Genomic DNA, 16,899 nt, shown 5'->3' with positions numbered 1-16,899 from the left:
GCCGTTCATAATTATATAGTTACAGGCTGTGGCCGGTCGTCCGCTCCACCACCGCGAAGGCCGAGGCCAGTCCGCGGCTGTGCGTAATGGTGAGATGAATGACATACTCCTGCTCCGGCAGCCCCAGCCGGGCCCAGGCCTCCGCAGACAGTATGGCTACTGGCTTGCCCAGCGCATCCGGCAGAATCTCAATGTCCTGAAAGCCCACCATCTGACCGATTCCGCAGCCCAGCGCCTTCACAACCGCTTCCTTGGCCGAGAATCTCCCGGCGGTGAATTCCGCTGTCTTCGCGCCTTTGCCTGCGGCCAGCACCCGCTCCGGCCCGGTCAGAATTCTCCGGGAGAAGCGGCTACCCAGGCTGCTCTCCGTAATCCCGGCAACCCTGCCGATTTCCAGCACATCATGCCCGATTCCGTAAATCACACTCCCACACCTCTCCTGGCTCTGCATTCCTTAACCCTCTTATATTACCTTCTATCCTTACCCTGCGTCTAATGATATGATCTTGCTAGGACTCCACAGATCTCATGTAACAGTGAGGCCTGTCAGCTTCCTGGCCAAGTATTATTAATAATAGTCTTAGCGTCAGCTTTCTGCTATCTTAAAAGAAAAAAAACTGAAAGTCTATCACCCGCAAATCAGGTATATCTGGTAAAGAAGTACAACCGCCAGTTCCAAGAGATGAAGGAAAGGAAGAATACCTTATGTCCCGTAATTTTGAATTACCCGCAGGAGAGGATGCGGTGCTTCGCTGCTCCCATTTTCCCGCTCAGGGAGAGCCCCGGAGTGTGGTGGTTATCGCTCACGGCTACAAAGGCTTCAAGGATTGGGGGATGTTCCCGTATACGGCACAGGCGCTCAGCGACGAGCATGAAGTGATCAGCTTCAACTTCTCCCATGCCGGCATCGGCGAGGATCTGCAGAATTTCACCGAGCTGGACAAATTCGCCCGCAACACCTACCAGCGTGAGATCAAGGATATGGAGATCCTGCTCTCTTATCTGAGCCAGCACCACAGGTTCGGCAGCCTCCCGCTTTTCCTGCTGGGCCATAGCCGCGGCGGGGGCGACTCGCTCCTCTACGCACTGGATCATCCGGCAGAAATTGCGGGGGTCATCTCCTGGAACGGGATCACTAACCTGGATCTGTTCACAGAGCAGCAGAAGAGTGAAATGCGGGAAAAGGGCCGGACCCATGTGCTCAACGGACGGACCGGCCAGCAAATGCCGCTGGACGCCATCATTATAGAGGATCTGGAGCAGCAGGCGGAGCGTTACCAGATTCTAGAGCGGATGAAGCAGGCCAACTTCCCCGTTGTCCTGATTCAAGGCAGTGAGGACGGCGAGCATCTGCGGCGCGGCTCCGAGCAATTGATCCGGCTGCGGCCGGATATCGAATGGGTGCAGATTCCCGGCGGCAATCATACCTTTGGCACCGTTCATCCTTTTGCCGGAACTACCCCCCAGTTAGAACAGGCGATATCCGCTACCAGAGAGTTCATCGACCGGGTGCTGGCGAAGTAGACCATCCATTTATAATGAGCCTCACATACCTGGCTGCCTAATTGTGTTCGGTTTTCCGCACACATTCGGCCGATGCACCTTCGCACCAGCACATTGTATTCGGTTTTCCGCACACATTTGGCCGTTCGCCTTCGCACCAGCACAATGTATTCGGTTTTCCGCATACATTCGGCCGTTCGCCTTCGCACCAGCACATTGTATTCGGTTTTCCGCACACATTTGGCCGTTCGCCTTCGCACCAGCACATTGTATTCGGTTTTCCGCACACATTTGGCCGTTCGCCTTCGCACCAGCACAATGTATTCGGTTTTCCGCATACATTCGGCTCGTTCGCCTTCGCACCAGCATACTCTTACACAAAAACCGCCGGAGCGTCTGCATCAAACGCAGCGCCCCGGCGGCTCCGGCATAACCTGCTTAGATCCCCGGAATACTGTCGCGCTTATGCGCCGTTCTCCGGAAGAAGCGCTCCAGCTTCTCAGCCGCTTCAGGGCTGACGGTCTTCCCCTCCAGATAATCGCTGTTCTCCTCATAGGTGATTCCAAGCTCAGTCTCATCCGTCTGGCCCGGCCAGAGTCCGGCCGTCGGCGCTTTGGTTACGATATCCGCCGGCACGCCAAGCGCCGCAGCCAGCTGTCGTACCTGCCGTTTGTTCAGGGAGGACAGCGGTGTTATATCGACGGCGCCATCGCCCCACTTTGTATAGAATCCGGTAATGGCCTCAGAGGCATGATCGGTACCCACCACCAGCAGATTGTTCTCAAAAGCAAGCGCATACTGCATCACCATCCGCGTTCTCGCTTTTACATTCCCCTTGCCCTGATGGGTAATATGCTTGTGCTGGCCCAGGGCCTTCAGGCTGTGCTCAACCTCCAGGGCGATCTCGTTCACCGCTTCTTCGATATTGGTCTCCACCGTATGGGTCAGCTCAAAAGCCCGGGCCACCGCATAGCTGTGCTCAATATCCTCCTGCTCCCCGTAAGGCTGGAACACCCCGAGTGTCATATACTCCTTGCCTTCCTCCGCCGTAAGCTCGTCCGTAGCCAGCTTGCACAGACCCGCAGCCACCGCGCTGTCCACACCCCCGCTAATCGCAATCAGCAGACCTCTGGCCCCCGCCTGGAGCGCATACGCTTTCAGGAAATCTACACGCTTACGTATCTCCGCATCCGTATCAATCGCCGGCTTAACTCCCAGCGTAGCAATAATCTCTTCCTGCAGACTCACAGGACCACCCCGTTTCTTAGAATTGTAATCCCTGCCCTTAACATTAGAAAAAAATCCCGCATGAGCCAAGCCCCCGGCTGACGGCTGGCTGATGCGGGATCATTACTTATTCATGCTGCTGCCCTCAGGCTGCAGGACATTATTACTGGCACACGCGGTCAAAAACTTCCTTCAGCTCCGCAGCAATCTCGGCGGCCGAACGGTCTTCCACACCGTGACGTTCGATGAAGTGAACCAGCTCGCCGTCCTTCATCAGCGCGATGGAAGGGGACGATGGCGGATACGGTGCGAAAAATTCACGCGCCTTGGCGGTAGCTTCCTTCTCCTGACCGGCAAATACGGTGAACAGGTGATCCGGCAGAATCTCGTTCTGCAGCGCCTGGGCTACCCCTGGACGGCACTGTCCGGCGGCACAGCCGCATACGGAGTTCACAACAACCAGCGAAGTTCCCTTGGCTGCCGGAAGGGCTGCTTCCACATCCTCCGGGGTCAACAGCTCCTGAAATCCGATGCTTGTCAGATCGTCGCGCATAGGTTGGATAGAATCTCTCATATATTGATTAAAAGACATGGACATTTCTCTGCACTCTCCTTCATCACTTGAATTGAGATAAGGTCAGAACCCGGATAACGTTACCGCGTTCCAGCACTATTTGCTAACTTTATTATACATACATACTCTGCGAAAGCAAGAGACGCAGCCTGCCGCTGCACAGCCCCGAAACGGTGCCGTCCCGTGAATTCTGCTACATATATACAGGGCTCTGGACCGCTCCCTCTCTGGACTCCACCGGAAAAGTAACGATGACCGAGGTCCCGCACCCGACCTCCGATTCTACCCGGATCGTCCCGTTATGCCGCTCTGCAATACTAAGACAGAGCGACAGCCCAAGACCTGTCCCCTGGCTCTTAGTGGTGAAGAACGGGGTGAACAATTGTTGCAGCTGGCTCTCGGGCATACCGCTTCCGGTATCCGTTATAATCAGCAGCACGGTATCCTCATGCTCACAGGTAGCCAGCGTCAGTACGCCCTTGGCCTCCATCGCCTCCATGGCGTTGCGGGCCAGATTCAGAATCAGCTGCTTGATCTCCCGGACATTCAGCTGCAGCAGCGGCATGGCCGGGCTGATTTTCAGCTCCACACTCTGGCCGCGGAGATTGGCATCCGCCCAGATCAGCGGCGTAAGCTCCTCCAGAATATGCTGGAGCCCGGCCGGCTCCTTGTCCGATACACGGGTCTGTGCCAGCGACAGAAAGTCATTGATGATGCTGTTGGCCCGGTCCAGCTCTTCCATGACAATATGATAATAGGAGTGGAGATCCTCCGGGCTTTTCTCCCGCATCAGCTGCAGGAAGCCGCGAACTACCGCCATCGGGTTACGGATCTCATGCGTAATGCCCGCAGCCATCTGCCCGACCAGCGACAGGCGCTCGACATTATCAAGCTCACTGCGCATTTTCTCCTCTTCCGTCAAATCCTGAATAATCATGACGATGCCGCCCGGCAGTCCCGATTCATGCTGGAGCGGTGCAGTAAAAATATGATAGGTCATCGAATCGACCCTGATCTTGGTATTGGAGCGCTGTCTGCTCCGCAGAACCGCCTGTAACCGGTCCAGGGTAGCCTGATCCATGCTTTTGCCGAAGATATCACTAACCGGCCTGGACAAAATAAACTCTCTGGTCAACAGGGGACAATGACGCTGCATCAGGCTCAGCATATATTCATTCACCTCTGTCACATACCCGTTGTCATCGAACTCCATAATATTCAGCGGAACTACATTTGTAATCTGCTGCAGCTTCTCCGATTCCCACTGGAATTTCTCCGAGATTCCCTGCATTTCGACCCTGACCTGCAGCTTGTCCCACGCCTTATCGATATAGGTGATGAACAAGGCGCCCAGAATTAGGGCCGTTAATCCGTATAGTCCGGCGAGAGCCGCTTCGTTAGGAGGTATATCCATGACGTTCCTGCCCTGTATATTCGGTACAATGACTATGAATAACATGCTCGGGAAAAGTGCGCCCCACAGGATGAAGATTTTGCCGGGTATCGCAGATTTCTTGAACATCCCGGACATACCGAAGAGCAGCGGATACAGCAGCACTCCTGTATTCAGGAAGAGATGCTCCAGACCTGAGGGCACCGAGAACAAGGCAGTACAGAAGAAGAAATATAGCGCGAGGTAGACGCTGGAGCGCAGATTACCATATAAGATCCCAATATACGCCGGGAGAATAGCCAGATTCAAATAGACCAACCCGAACATCGTGGCCGACAGTGCCATGCACAGCGTAATCCCCAGCGCGCAGCAGATCATCAGAAAGGTCTGGTCATCCGGAAACCTGATGTTCCTGCGCAAGGGATGGCCCCGGTCCAGCCTCCACTGAAAGAGAAACAGAAAAATGCAGGCAGCCGATATTTGCAATAAAATATCCTTTACCGCATAAATAATTGCAATCACTCCTCAAATTGGTTAAAATTCCTTTTCCACTTAGATTAAAGCATAACCGCGCATTCCTGACAACGATAATCAGGTTTCGGTCGCTTGGACCTGGCTACACTCCGCCTGGAATGGTATGATGCCGTTAATAGAGTGTCGCAATAAGCAAAAGGAGCAAATGAATGAGTAACTACGATGTAATCGTCATTGGAGGCGGCCCGTCCGGGCTGATGGCCAGCGTAGCCGCAGCCGGACACGGAGCGTCCGTACTTCTGATCGACAAAGGAGCGAAGCTGGGCCGCAAGCTGGGAATCTCGGGCGGCGGGCGCTGCAATGTTACCAATATAAAGGAGACCTCGGAGCTGATCGCCCATATTCCGGGCAACGGCCGTTTTTTATACAGCTCGTTTGATCATTTCAACAACCGGGATATTATAGATTTCTTTGAGGGGCTGGGCATTGCCTTGAAGGAGGAGGATAACGGGCGGATGTTCCCTGTATCGGACAAGGCCGCAAGCGTAGTATCCGCTCTGATAGGCAAAGTGCGGAGCCTTGGTGTGCAGATCATGACGGACAGCCCGGTCCGTGAGGTTCTCTACGAGGAAGGAGCCGTCCGGGGCATCCGCCTGGAGTCAGGCCAAGCGTTCGGCGCGAAGGCTGTAATCATCGCCACCGGAGGCAAATCCGTTCCGCAGACCGGCTCTACCGGCGACGGGTACCCTTGGGCTGCCGCCGCCGGACATACGATCACGGAGCTGTTCCCGACCGAGGTCCCCATTCTCTCCCGGGAGGCGTGGATCAAATCCGGGGAGCTGCAGGGCTTGTCCCTCCGCGATGTCATGCTGAGCGTCTGGAATCAGAAGGGCAAGAAAGTGATCTCTCACAGGGGGGATATGATCTTCACCCATTTCGGCTTATCCGGCCCGATTGCGCTGCGCTGCAGCCAGTTCCTCCGCCAGGTTCAGCAGAAGTCGGGAAACGATACCGTGGAGATGTCCATCGACCTGTTCCCGGACCTGTCCCTTCAGGAGGCGGAGTCTATGCTCCAGAATAAGCTCGATCTGGAGCCGAAGAAGGCTATCCGCAATTCGCTGAAGGGCCTGCTGCCCGAGCGCCTGATCCCGCTGCTGCTGGCGAAGAGCGGGCTGGACGGGGAGATTACAGGCCATCATCTGCCCAAGCTTGGCCTTGGGGCGCTGGCTGCCCTGGTGAAGCGGATGCCCGTTCAGGTTCATGGGACACGTTCCCTGGCGGAAGCCTTTGTGACCGGCGGGGGAGTTGCGCTCAAGGAGATTGACCCCAAGACCATGCAGTCCAAGCTGACCGCAGGCCTCTATTTCTGCGGTGAGATTCTCGATATTCACGGGTATACCGGCGGCTATAATATTACCGCCGCCTTCTCCACCGGCTATACTGCCGGCAAGCATGCGGCGGCGCAGTAAGGCGGATAAGCAGCGCCTATAGTTAGCTTCTTCTGTCTGGCCTGCGATCTGAGAAACATCCCGGATGCTGCCAGTGACAGCCAGAACAGCCGTAACAGCAAAAAGCCTTCCCCCGGCTTGTGGAGGAAGGCTTTTTGCTGTTATCTTGCAAACCTTATGACACTGAAGATGCGGCCGATCCAGATTCCGGCGGCAGCCCCGACAGGGATAAAGATCAGCAAGCCCCACCAGCCATAGGCTGGCATGCAGAGCACTGCGGAGCACAGAACGGCGAAGGGCATCAGCAGAATAGGCATCGCCTTGGAACCGGCGTCCGCCTTCTGCACCTTGGTGAACGGTAGAATGCCGATATAATCATCCCCGGAGAACAGATTCCAGAAGGAGGTCAGCCAGTACGCCATCATACTAGTCAAGACAATATACAGCAGCCACTTCAGCACTACCGGTACAATAAAGATTGCTATCAGCGACACCCCGGTGAACTGCAAATACAGCTTGAGGTGGGCCGGATTGCGCAGCAGCGCCTTCATCCCTGCGGCGGCGAAGCGGCTCTCGGGCAGCTTCGAAGCCAGCAGCGGCTGTGACTTGCGGAAGATCCAGGGCTTATAGCGTGTCGGCCGCGGCTTATCCAGCACACGGCGCAGCAGAACCGCCGCAATTCTCATCCGCTGCTTGTAGTCTTCGCGCACATCATTCATGAACGTGCCGCGCAGACGCAGGCGGGCTCTGAAGGCCAGGACGGTCACCACCGCGTAGGCGGCTGCCGCCAGGAACAGAAGGGCCGGGCTGTCCTTCCAGAAGAGCGCGAGACGCAGGTAAATCCCGCAGGGTACGGCCACCGCCAGGATCAGCCACAGCCGGCGGCGGAAGCCCTGCCGCTGTACCTTGACGATATGGCCCAGCAGCTTAACGGCCCAGCTGCAGGCTATAGTCAGCGCCAGCAGGCCATAGGCGCTTGCCGCGCTCAGATCATAGCCGCGGATCAGAAACGGCAGCAGAATGACGTACACCGCCGCCATCTTCAGCGCAGTTACCGCTAGGCTATAGACCATCCCGCCCTTGAGGATCGTGCTGATCCAGTTCTGCCGCTGCCGCAGGAACAGCAGATCGCCTTCCTGGAGCAGCAGCACGATACCTCCGGTAGCCAGCAGAATGGCCAGCAGCGAAGGCACAACAACAAAGGGTACATGGCTGAACCAACCCGGGAGATTGCCGTTCCAGTAGCCATAGTAGAAGCGGCCGCCGAGGAGGCCCCCCGGGATGAGGATATACAGCAGGACCGTCCAGTCTACTGCCGTACGGATAATAGCAGTCTGCTCCCGGAAATGGGAGAACAGTCTTCGTTTTAAGAGATTCCTTGCAGCCGGGAACGCAAATGAATTCCGGCTCATGTTAATTCGTCGAAGCAATCAAACAGCGATCCCTCCGGCAGCCCCGCTTCCCCGCGTATCGCCGCAAGTGTTCCCTCGGCAGCAATTTTGCCTCCGGAGATCAGAATGAAGCTGTCGCAGATTTTCTCCGCTGTATCCAGAACATGCGTGGACATCAGCACCCCGGCGCCGCGTTCCCGTTCCGCCTCCAGCAGGCGCAAGAAATCCTTGGTGGCCCTGGGATCAAGGCCGATGAACGGCTCGTCCACAATATAGACATCCGGCTGTACCAGGAAGCCGAGCATGAGCATCATCTTCTGCTTCATCCCCTTGGAGAAGCCCGCCGGCAGATCATCGCGCACATGGGTCATACTGAACTGTACCAGCAGCTGTTCCGCCGTGGATTCGAAGGCTTCATAGCTTAAGCCGTAGGCAGCGGCAGCCAGATCAAGATGCTCCCACAGCGTAAGGTCCTCGTAGAATACCGGCTGCTCCGGCACGTAGGCGTAGGACTGGTTCTCACCACCCAGCTTCACCCGGGCCTTGGCATGCTTCAGCAGACCAAGCAGCGTCTTGATCGTAGTGCTTTTGCCGGCCCCGTTCGGTCCGATCAGTCCCAGCAGCTCTCCCTTTCTCACCTGGAAGGAGATTCCTGAGATGCGGATATCTCCTGCCTCATAGCCCGCTTCCTCAATCACCACATCAAGCACAGTATCCTCTTCGTCCTCATCATCGTCGTAATACTTGTTGACACGATCCTCCGTCTGCTTCGGAGCCTTCTGTTCCTCTGAGCCTTCTGTCTCTTCCATATCTATCTCCATCCCCTGCATCATCATTCAATATAATGCGATCATAGCACCATAGACGGACCTTTGCTGCAATAATTTTCACCCTTCACCCGTCCTTCAAAAGATTGTTCAATTTTTTATAATTAAAAGTGTGCTTATTGTGACAAATGACATGTTTTTCAATCTTTGTTTGACGTATTGTAAAAGCTAGATATCCGGAAGGAAGTATTCCAAACCGTGCGGATAAGCCCGTACGATTAACAATAGAGGTGGAGAAGCATGATACAATCCTATGAACGCGATACTCAGTTGACCCTGCATTTGTACAGAGTTTTTGCCAAGTCCTTCAAGAGCATTAACGAGCATGCTGTAACCGGCAGCAAAATCGAAGGTTTCAACCCGACCGCCTTCGCAGTCATGGAGGTTCTCTATTACAAAGGACCGCAGCCGATCCAGCAGATCGGTGCCAAGCTGCTGCTGCAGAGCGGCAACGTTACTTATGTGATCGACAAGCTGGAAGAACGCGGCTACCTGCAGCGCAAGCCTTGCCCCAGTGACCGCCGTGTTATTTTTGCCGAGCTGACTACCGAGGGCGAACGCCTGATGAACGAGATGTATCCGAAGTACTCGGAGCGCCTGCATCTGGCCTTCAGCGGACTCAGCGACGAAGAGAAGGAACAGATGATTGTGCTGCTGAAGAAGATGGGCCTGCAGGCAGAGAAGCTCTCCCCGCTCCCGCGCAAGTAAGCTTAGTTGAGGAATCGGCGGTTGTGAATATATTCACCACCATTGAAATCGCTCTTTTGGGTAAATGGAAGGTCTACCATCCATCCCCAAAGGAGCGATTTCTTTATATGTTTTAATTCCCTAATGAATGCATCTGGAGACCGGACGCTAAGACTTGAAGCTTAACGCTTCGATGGTGTATTTACTTCCTGTATGGAAGGCACCCCTTGGTCAAGACGCACCGAGATTACCAGGGAGATCACAGCGAACACTGCCATCACGATGAACAGGGAGTGCAGACCGCCCTCCAGCGCACCTTGCAGACTGCTCCAGGCTTCCTTAGGCAGCACGCTTCCGCTATGCGGGTTAAGCAGCTGGTTAATATCTGCGCCGGAGGCGGCTGCCCCCGGCTGTTCCGCCAGGCTCCGGTCAATACTGAAGTTCAGCCAGGAGCCGAAGATTGCCACCCCCACCGTCTGCCCGAGTGAGCGGGTGAAGGTGTTCAGTGCCGTAGACGCACCGCGCTGCTCATGCTGCACCGAGGACTGGGCGATAATGGTGAAGACGGTCGAGGCATAGCCAAAGCCCACCCCGCAGAATAGCATCAGCACCAGAAGCAGCAGCTGCGAGGAGTCTGCATTCATCAGCGTAAGCCCCACGGCTGCGATAACAATCAGCGACAGGCCGAGCATTCCCGTACGGCGGGTGCCTGCACGCAGAATCATCCGCCCGCCCGCGATGGAGCCCAGCATCCAGCCGACCGACATCGGTGCCAGGAGCAGGCCTGAGAGGGCGGCGCTTTTGCCGAATACGCCCTGCACCCACAGCGGAACATACGTAGACAGGCCGATAATGAGCGTGCTGACCAGCAGATTCGCACCTGTAGAGACTGCAATATTACGGATGGAGAACAGCTCCAGCGGCAGCATCGGCTCGGCGGCCCGGCGCTCCACGAACAGGAACACCACCAGCAGCAGAACAGCCGCCAGGAGAATAGCCAGCAGCAGCGGAGAATTCCAGGGCAGACTCTGCCCCCCAGTCGTCAGGCCAAACAGCAGCGCCCCCATTCCCGCAGCGAACAGCAGCACTCCGGCTACATCGATCTTCGTCTTGCGGCGGACCTTCTCTTCCTTAAGATAACGCGAGATGAAGATAATCGACAGCAGGCCGAACGGCAGATTGAACACGAATACCCAGCGCCAGCTTAAGTAATCCACTACATAACCGCCAAGCAGCGGCCCGACCAGCGAAGAAATCCCCCACACCGAGCTAAGCAGCCCCTGCGTCTTCGCCCGTTCCTTCAGACTGTAGATATCTCCGATAATGGTAAAAGTCATCGGAATCAGCGCCCCCGCACCAATCCCCTGAATCCCCCGGTAAATAATCAGCTGCTGCATACTCTGCGAGAATCCGCATAACAGCGAGCCTGCGAGGAAAACTACGGCGCCGCCAATGAACACGGGCTTCCTTCCGATCAGATCGCTCAATTTGCCAAAAATCGGCGTGGTCACTGCCATCGCCAGCAGATAAGCTGTAAAGATCCAGCTCAGCCACTGCATCCCCTGGAAATCCCCTACGATGGCCGGCCCCGCCGGACCCGTTACCGTCCCTTCAATCGCTGCCAGAAATGTAGCCAGCAGTACGCCTGTCAATATTAACTTCCGCTGCTTGTCCCCCATTGAACTCAATGAATCCATACCTTCTCTCTATGTTCTCTCTGTTCTCTCTCCTGCGCCCGTATCTCCTTGCAGCAGGGAATACATCAATACATCCTGATAGCCCGATGCTGTATGCCGATATTGCCGCAACAGGCCTTCCTGCCGGAAGCCAAGTCCCGTGAGCAGACGCTCTGCCCGAAGGTTGCCCGGATGGCACAAGGCTTCCATCCGGTTCAGCCCCATGCTCTGGAAGCCGAACGCAAGCGCAAGCATAAGCGCTTCCTGCATGTACCCCTGGCGCATGGCTGCCGGTGACAGCTCGAAGCCGATCTCTCCCCGGTAAGCGCCTTGAAGCTGCCAGTGGTTATAGCCGCAGCTGCCGATGACACTGCCTTCCGGCCCCAGGATGCTCCAGCGCAGGCTCTCTTCCTCCACCGCCCACTCCGCCAGCAGGGCAATCAGTGCTTCCGTATCCTCCACAGAGGACAGAGGAGGGCCATCCAGCCAGGGCGCTACTGCCGGATGGCTCCAAATTGCGAACAGCGCCTGCGCATCCGCCGGCAGCATCGCCCGCAGACGCACCCTCCGTCCGCTTAGTTCCGGGATAACCCCCCCGCACACATACATGTTCCCGTCCCCTTTCAACCCTATCAGTATACATCTTATTCTGCCCGGACGGCGCATTTACCTGTCACTCCCGCTTACCCATCACAAATAGCGTCTGCCCCCATGGCTTGCCGCCACACGGTCAGACGCTGTACCTTATCCCTTATGTTATGTTCCATTCGTTGCAGCTGCATTCAGACTTAACCCGACGCACCCGCTGCCTTAACCGGCTTAAGCACTTCGGTGCACAGTACACCAAGCTTGGCCTGAATGGCTTTGAACTCTTCGATTCCTGTTCCCGTGACACTATAAGCGTCGCCATGGGCGGTGAGGAAATTCTCCTGTGTCAGCCGTTCCAGCTCCTGTTTCACTTCGCGCTCCGCCACCCGGTACCCCAGGTTCTCCAGCTCCGGCAGCATTTCCGTTAGTGTCAGATCCTTCTCATGTGCACAATATAGCATATGGATTCCAATAAACAAGTTCTGTACGTCGGCGCGCATGTTTCACTCCTTCTGGCTACTAGCCTGCTGTATTTATAAAAGCATTACCCTGCCCTGAGTTCCCGGAAACATCCCCGCTTAAGTAATTCTTGCTTCTTCCTCTTCTTCCACTAAGCGGTAAAACCTGTTAATCCCCCGTTAATGCTTGACGTATTGCGCTTCCCTGTACTATCTTGATAGTTAACAGTTATGGGATTCATACTGACTCAAGGTACAGGAAGGTGATGCTTCATGTTTCAAGCCATGCCTTATGATGGCACTCGCAGCGAACGGTTCGAAGCCGTTCTCAGCCAGCTCGGGGCACTGATGGAGGGTGAACCGAACGCCATTGCCAACTTGGCCAACGCCTCGGCGCTGTTAAAGCTCTCTCTGCCGGACACCAACTGGACCGGTTTCTACTTGTATGACGGCACAGAGCTGGTGCTCGGCCCCTTCCAGGGACTTCCGGCCTGCATCCGCATTCCGCTGGGCCGCGGTGTCTGCGGAACCGCAGCCGCCGAGCGCCGCACGCTAGTGGTCGGCGATGTTCATGCCTTCCCGGGACATATTGCCTGCGATGCTGCCTCTAACAGCGAAATTGTTGTTCCACTGGTCAAAGGGGACACCCTCTATGGCGTACTGGATATCGACAGCCCGCTTAAGCACCGCTTCGACGACGAGGAGCGCCGCTTCCTCGAACGGTTCGCAGCCATGGTATCCGAGGTGCTATAAGGCTAGCCTTCATCAGCAGCAGCAAGTAAGTCCTAAACCGCAAAATACCCCCACAAAGTGGAGCTTAGCTTTGATGATGACTTAGGTACTTTGCGGGGACCCCAAAACATATCAATTCTTATGCACCAAAGAAGCCGCCCTACCGCAGGAATTATTCCTGGGTGGGGCGGCTTTTGCTGTTCTGATTATACCGCCTGGAGCTGCGGCTATGAAGCTGCAGCCTGTACCGATGGCGTTACAGCCGGACCGGATCGATATGCCAAATCTCGGCGGCGTAGCGGCTAATCGTATTGTCGCTGGAGAATTTGCCGGAATGGCCGATATTGATGATGGACTTCTTCAGCCATTCCTTCTGGTTCCGGTAAGCCAGGTCAATCTTGACATGGGTCTCCACATAGCTGGCGAAATCCTTAAGCACGAAGAATTCGTCATTGTTATCAATCAGCGACTGGAAGAGTGTATCGAACTCCTGGGCATGGGAGCTGAAGGGGCCAGGGACGATTAGCTGATCCAAGACTTCTTTTACCCGGCCGTCGCCATTATAGATATCGCGGGCGTGGTATCCGCCGTACTGGTAATAATCAAGTACCTGCTCTGCCCGGAGGCCGAACAGGAACATATTATTGTCCCCTACCATCTCATGCATCTCCACGTTTGCCCCGTCCATGGTTCCAATCGTCAGCGCACCGTTCATCATGAACTTCATATTGCCGGTACCAGAGGCTTCCTTACTCGCCGTGGAGATCTGCTCGCTAACATCGGCGGCCGGAATAATCTTCTCCGCCAGCGATACCGAATAATTCTCCAGGAAGAAGATACGGATCTTCCCGTTTATGTCCGGATCCCGGTTCACTACATCAGCCACCGTATTGATCAGCTTAATGATCCGCTTGGCCAGATGATAGCTTGGAGCAGCCTTGGCACCGAAGATGAAGGTCCGCGGCACGATATTAATGGATGGATTATCCTTGATTTGATTATACAAATGCATAATATGCAGCACGTTCAGCAGCTGGCGCTTATAGGCATGCAGGCGCTTGACCTGTACATCGAAGATCGAGTCGGGATCTACCGCAATACCATGCTTTTTCGTGATATATTCAGCCAAATGCAGCTTGTTGCGGCGTTTGATGGCGGCCACCTGCTCCTGGAAGGAGGCATCCTCACTGTATTTGATCAGTCCGATCATCTCCTGGGGCTGATGCATCCAGCGGGTGCCAATGGACTCGCTGATCAGTCCGGCAAGCTCGGGATTGGCATGCTGCAGCCAGCGGCGGTGCGTAATGCCGTTGGTCTTGTTATTGAAGCGGTGCGGATACATCTCATTGAACAGCCGCATCTCACGCTTTTGCAGAATCTCCGTATGCAGCGCCGCTACACCGTTCACACTGTGGCTGGCGACAATCGCCAGATGTGCCATCCGTACTTGATCGTCATGGATGATCGCCATCTGATTGATCCGGTCCTGGTCTCCGGGATATTTACTCATCAGCTCGCCGCAGAAGCGGGCGTTAATCTCCTCAATAATCAGGAAGATGCGCGGAAGCAGCTCTCTGACCATGCCGATCGGCCACTTCTCCAGCGCTTCGCTCAGAATGGTATGGTTGGTATACGACACCATCCGGGTAGTCATGCTCCAGGCCTGATCCCAGCCCAGATGATAGACATCCATCAGGATGCGCATCAGCTCAGGGATCACCAGCGTAGGATGAGTGTCATTGATATGCAGGGCTACTTTGTCAGGCAGGCTGTCAATCGGCAGACCCGTCTTGGCGAAGGTCCGGATAATACTCTGCAGGCCGGCACTGCACATGAAGTACTGCTGCTTCAGACGAAGCAGCTTGCCTTCGTACTGGGAATCATCGGGATACAGGAATTCAGAGATGGATTCCACCGAACGCTTGTATTCGAGGAACTTGTGATAATCCGTACCGCCCTGAGCACCGAAGACTCTCGATGGCTGGGTGATGGACTCGGCACTCCAGTTCCGCAGCGTGTTCACATGTCTGCGGTCGGCACCGATCACCGGAATATCATACGGAACCGCCCGTACGGCTTCATAATCCTTGTGCTCGAACACAAGCTCATCATTCTCCCAGCGGGTGTCCACCTGTCCCCAGAAATGCACCTCGACCTGTTTGTCCTCGCGGCGTACTTCCCACACGTTGTCATTCTGCAGCCAGTAATCCGGCAGCTCCACCTGATAGCCGTCTACAATCTTCTGCTCGAACAAGCCGTATTTATAACGGATGCCGCAGCCGTGTCCTGCATATTGCAGGGAAGCGAGCGAATCCAGGAAGCAGGCGGCCAGACGGCCCAACCCCCCGTTGCCCAGACCGGCATCGGCTTCCACCTCTTCGATATCCTGCAGACAGAACCCCAGATCCGCGAGGCCCTCGCGGACAACCTCCAGCACGCCCATATTCAGCAGGTTATTGCCCAGCAGCCTGCCGATCAGGAATTCCATGGAGAAATAATATACCTGCTTATCCTTATCGATCTTGAACTTCTGATTGGTGTCCGCCCAGTTCTTACCAGCACTCTCCCGGATCATGTTGCCGAGAATATTATAGATGTCGGCGTTCGAAGCTTCTTCAAGCGGCTTGCCTAATTTCCCGATGAGTTTCTCACGGAACACTTGTTTGAAAGTCTCTTTATCGTTGAACAACAGCAGGTTCCTCCTTACAGATGCATGTATTGGTTGATAATAGTGCCTATTACAACACTGGATCAGAAGAAATGCCCCGAAGTGGCACATTCCCCCTGATCCAGATATTATATCTTGCTGCTCTTGGCTATGACAAATGGACGCCTGCTGTCTCCAACGAGTATCCGATCTTTGCTGAGATGCACATCTTTGTCCATGATCACATTCTCAATCACGGCATTCTCTTCAATCACGCATTTCTGCATAATCACAGAATTAATAATTCTCGCACCCTTACGAATCTGTACGCCCCGGAAAATAACGCTGTTCTCCACCGTCCCGGCGATTACACAGCCGTTGGCCACCAGCGAGTTGCTGACCGACGCACTATCCAGATAACGGGTAGGCGCCTCGTATTTAATCTTGGTCTGCACCGGATTCTCTTTGAACAGGCCGAAGTAATTCTCCTGCTTCAGCAGCTCCAGACTGTTCTTATAGTAACTCTCCAGCGAATTGATAACGGCATGGTAACCCTTATATTCATAGGCGGAGATTTTGAATTTGTGGCGGTTCTTCTGAATGGCATCGCGGAAGAAATAGCTCTCGCCATGGGCAATGCAATGCTCCACCTGCTCCAGGAACAGCTTCTTCTCCATAATGAAGATGTCCAGATACACATTCGGATGATGCTTCTCATGGTGAATATTCGTAACGAGGTTGTCGTCATTAAGCTCGACCCGCAGACACGGATCATGCTCCGGCTGAAGCTCGTCAATCTGCTTGTAGACCATCGTTACATCCGCGCCCTGCTCCAGGTGATACTGATAGAGGTCCTGCAGATCCACCGTGTTAATGTGCTGGCTGCCGGAGAAGACAATGTATTTGGCCGAAGCCCTTTTGAAGAAATCCAGATTGTTATGATAATGCTGCAGGTCTCCCAGGGAAGTGTCCGTAGGGTCATTCCAGTCTGGCGGCAGGATGAACAGTCCGCCGTGCTTACGGTTCATATCCCACGATTTGCCGTCACCGAGATGATCCATCAGCGACCGGTATTTGCGGCGGACGAACAGTCCCACGCTCTCCAGCTCTGCACGCATCATGTTGGACAAGACGAAATCAATCAGCCGGTACCGGCTGGCGAAGGGGACCGCTGCCCCGCAGCGGAAATAGGTCAGTTCATTTAAATTATCCAATTCATGATCAAGATTAATTACACCCATAAGCTCTTTCATCGGAATCCCCCGCCCTCTTGT

Annotated in this window: 15 protein-coding genes; 4 read left to right on the top strand and 11 right to left on the bottom strand. The window is 54.9% G+C overall.

All coding sequences use genetic code 11. The features are described from left to right. Positions 1-19: 19 nt before the first annotated feature. Positions 20-424: a holo-ACP synthase gene (gene acpS, locus MHH78_RS33690; RefSeq protein ID WP_076086774.1), complete on the bottom strand. Its 405-nt coding sequence runs from the start codon at positions 422-424 to the stop codon at positions 20-22. Positions 425-705: 281 nt separating this feature from the next. On the opposite strand from acpS, the gene MHH78_RS33685 reads away from it, so the two are divergent. Beyond that, positions 706-1,524 carry an alpha/beta hydrolase family protein gene (locus MHH78_RS33685; RefSeq protein WP_341170456.1) on the top strand — a complete coding sequence of 273 codons (819 nt, stop codon included), beginning with the start codon at positions 706-708 and terminating at the stop codon, positions 1,522-1,524. A gap of 417 nt (positions 1,525-1,941) precedes the next feature. On the opposite strand, the gene nadE is transcribed toward MHH78_RS33685, so the two are convergent. The 3 genes from nadE to MHH78_RS33670 all read right to left on the bottom strand — a co-directional run bounded on the left by nadE (position 1,942) and on the right by MHH78_RS33670 (position 5,117). After that, the gene (gene nadE / locus MHH78_RS33680; RefSeq protein ID WP_076086768.1) at positions 1,942-2,751 is read right to left on the bottom strand and encodes an ammonia-dependent NAD(+) synthetase; all 810 of its coding nucleotides are present in this window, start codon (positions 2,749-2,751) and stop codon (positions 1,942-1,944) included. Between the two features lie 142 nt (positions 2,752-2,893). Further along, positions 2,894-3,328: a BrxA/BrxB family bacilliredoxin gene (locus MHH78_RS33675; protein ID WP_036722287.1), complete on the bottom strand. Its 435-nt coding sequence runs from the start codon at positions 3,326-3,328 to the stop codon at positions 2,894-2,896. A gap of 169 nt (positions 3,329-3,497) precedes the next feature. Continuing rightward, positions 3,498-5,117: an ATP-binding protein gene (locus tag MHH78_RS33670; RefSeq protein WP_341170455.1), complete on the bottom strand. Its 1,620-nt coding sequence runs from the start codon at positions 5,115-5,117 to the stop codon at positions 3,498-3,500. A gap of 263 nt (positions 5,118-5,380) precedes the next feature. On the opposite strand from MHH78_RS33670, the gene MHH78_RS33665 reads away from it, so the two are divergent. Further along, positions 5,381-6,640 carry a BaiN/RdsA family NAD(P)/FAD-dependent oxidoreductase gene (locus tag MHH78_RS33665; RefSeq protein WP_076086765.1) on the top strand — a complete coding sequence of 420 codons (1,260 nt, stop codon included), beginning with the start codon at positions 5,381-5,383 and terminating at the stop codon, positions 6,638-6,640. Positions 6,641-6,780: 140 nt separating this feature from the next. Here the strand turns inward: MHH78_RS33665 and MHH78_RS33660 are convergent, their stop codons facing one another. Together MHH78_RS33660 and MHH78_RS33655 are read right to left on the bottom strand one after the other, a co-directional pair. Beyond that, a complete protein-coding gene (locus MHH78_RS33660) occupies positions 6,781-8,049 on the bottom strand; it encodes an ABC transporter permease (protein ID WP_341170454.1) in 1,269 nt (422 codons plus the stop codon). After that, a complete protein-coding gene (locus MHH78_RS33655) occupies positions 8,028-8,819 on the bottom strand; it encodes an ABC transporter ATP-binding protein (RefSeq protein WP_341170453.1) in 792 nt (263 codons plus the stop codon). The genes MHH78_RS33660 and MHH78_RS33655 overlap by 22 nt, the downstream gene beginning before the upstream one ends. A 258-nt stretch (positions 8,820-9,077) precedes the next feature. Here MHH78_RS33655 and MHH78_RS33650 point away from each other — a divergent pair, with 258 nt between their 5' ends. Next, positions 9,078-9,545: a MarR family winged helix-turn-helix transcriptional regulator gene (locus tag MHH78_RS33650; RefSeq protein ID WP_036722277.1), complete on the top strand. Its 468-nt coding sequence runs from the start codon at positions 9,078-9,080 to the stop codon at positions 9,543-9,545. Positions 9,546-9,706: 161 nt separating this feature from the next. Here MHH78_RS33650 and MHH78_RS33645 read toward each other — a convergent pair whose 3' ends face one another. The 3 genes from MHH78_RS33645 to MHH78_RS33635 all read right to left on the bottom strand — a co-directional run bounded on the left by MHH78_RS33645 (position 9,707) and on the right by MHH78_RS33635 (position 12,288). Further along, entirely contained in the window at positions 9,707-11,203 is a 1,497-nt protein-coding gene (locus MHH78_RS33645; protein WP_445668115.1) for an MDR family MFS transporter, read from the bottom strand. Between the two features lie 27 nt (positions 11,204-11,230). Then, positions 11,231-11,809, bottom strand: a complete 579-nt coding sequence (locus MHH78_RS33640) for a GNAT family N-acetyltransferase (RefSeq protein WP_341170451.1) — start codon at positions 11,807-11,809, stop codon at positions 11,231-11,233. Between the two features lie 179 nt (positions 11,810-11,988). Beyond that, the gene (locus MHH78_RS33635; protein WP_036700151.1) at positions 11,989-12,288 is read right to left on the bottom strand and encodes a hypothetical protein; all 300 of its coding nucleotides are present in this window, start codon (positions 12,286-12,288) and stop codon (positions 11,989-11,991) included. Between the two features lie 231 nt (positions 12,289-12,519). Between MHH78_RS33635 and MHH78_RS33630 the strand changes: the two genes are divergently transcribed. Continuing rightward, entirely contained in the window at positions 12,520-12,999 is a 480-nt protein-coding gene (locus tag MHH78_RS33630; protein WP_036722270.1) for a GAF domain-containing protein, read from the top strand. Between the two features lie 235 nt (positions 13,000-13,234). Here the strand turns inward: MHH78_RS33630 and MHH78_RS33625 are convergent, their stop codons facing one another. Together MHH78_RS33625 and glgD are read right to left on the bottom strand one after the other, a co-directional pair. Next, on the bottom strand, positions 13,235-15,667 hold the full coding sequence (locus MHH78_RS33625) for a glycogen/starch/alpha-glucan phosphorylase (RefSeq protein ID WP_341170450.1): 2,433 nt from the start codon (positions 15,665-15,667) through the stop codon (positions 13,235-13,237). 107 nt (positions 15,668-15,774) lie between these two features. Beyond that, positions 15,775-16,878, bottom strand: coding sequence for a glucose-1-phosphate adenylyltransferase subunit GlgD (glgD, locus tag MHH78_RS33620; RefSeq protein ID WP_036722265.1), 1,104 nt, complete (start codon positions 16,876-16,878; stop codon positions 15,775-15,777). Positions 16,879-16,899 lie beyond the last annotated feature (21 nt).

Origin of the sequence: Paenibacillus sp. FSL H3-0333 (genome assembly GCF_038002805.1) — a bacterium.
GTDB lineage: Bacteria > Bacillota > Bacilli > Paenibacillales > Paenibacillaceae > Paenibacillus_AQ > Paenibacillus_AQ silagei.
This window is presented reverse-complemented; position numbering and strand designations above follow the sequence as displayed.